This window comes from Streptosporangium sp. NPDC023825, assembly GCF_040639575.1.
In the GTDB taxonomy this organism is placed as follows: domain Bacteria; phylum Actinomycetota; class Actinomycetes; order Streptosporangiales; family Streptosporangiaceae; genus Streptosporangium.
The window spans coordinates 1-1,310 of the sequence record NZ_JBFAAE010000156.1; the positions used below are offsets into that span (position 1 = coordinate 1).

Sequence of the window (1,310 nt, forward strand, 5' to 3'; positions counted from 1 at the left end):
GCCTGCGAGACGCCGCTCACGTCGAGGCACCTGCCCGAGCCCACACCCCGGATTCCCCCGGCCGTTCCCGGCGTCGGAGTCACCGTCGGAGTCGGGGTGGGTGACGGGGACGGGTTCGCGCCGCCGTCGAGGCCGAGGAACGTGATGGCGTGAGGGAACATGCCGTCCAGTGGCAGGGAGTGGCCGTGGCCCGCGAAGCTGAACGCCTCGACGGGAGCCTGGGTCGTGGTGGCGCCGTACCGGGTCCGGGTCACGCCCGACCGGGGGTTGTCGGTGAACGCCGGTGTCTGGCTCGACCCGTGCAGGTCGGTCCACTGCTTGATCTCTTCGCCGAAGTTCGGGTAGGCCAGCGTGGTGTCGGTGCTGCCGTGCCACAGTTGCATCCGGGGATAGCGGCCGGTGTACCCGGGATACATCGCCCGCGCCTGGTCGCCCCACTGCCGCGCGGTCTTGATGAGGTTCCCGCCGGAGCACTGGCTGTTCCACAGCGAGCCGTTGGTGGTGGCGAAGCACCCGGCGGGGACGCCGGAGAACGCCGCGGCGGCCGTGAACACGTCCGGGTACTGGGCGGCGAGCACGTTGGTCATCATCGCGCCGGAGGAGAAGCCGCTGACCACGATGCGGCCGGGATCGACGTTGTGGCGCTGCCGGGCCCACGCGGCCATGGACATGATTCCGGTGGAGTCGCCGCCGCCGTCGCGCCTGAGCGCGGCAGGGGTGGAGACGTCGAAGCAGCGTCCCTCCCGGGTGGCCTCGGGGACCACGATGATGTACCCGTACCGGTCCGCCGCGGTCACGTAGTCGCGCCCGACGCTGTTGAAGACCCCGGCGGCCGTGCCGGTGCAGTAGTGGACCATGACCAGCATCGCCGGCCGTGCCGCGACCCTGTCCGGAACATAGATGTACATGTTCAGGTTCGTGGGGTTGGTGCCGAAGTTGGTCACCTGGGTCAGCGACGCGGCCGCGGCGGGCCGGACCGCCAGGAGCAGGCCCGCGATCAACAAGGGCAAGGTGGCGGCCGCCAGTACGGCCCTGAGCCTTCGTTTCACGTCATGCCTTTCGATTGCCGGGACGCCTCCAGCCACTCCGCCGACGGCTTGCCCTGCCAAGGCCCAAGCCGAAGCCTCCGGTGCGGCGGATCGCGCCGCACCGGAGGCCCCTTCATCAGGACGGAAGGATGGTCAGCAGGGGAGTCGGATCGGCTGTCATGGTGTCAGCGCTGCAGGGTCAGCAGGCCCGGCCGGTAGGGCAGGAGGCCGTAGTCGACGCCGTCGGACCTGGGGTCGCGGCCCTGGTAGAGCAGCTGGAGG

Annotated in this window: 1 protein-coding gene; it reads right to left on the reverse strand. The window is 70.5% G+C overall.

The features are described 5' to 3' along the window. Nucleotides 1-1,049: PHB depolymerase family esterase (locus AB0G15_RS43485; RefSeq protein WP_362851596.1), on the reverse strand; the 1,049-nt coding region annotated here is incomplete at its 3' end. Nucleotides 1,050-1,310 lie beyond the last annotated feature (261 nt).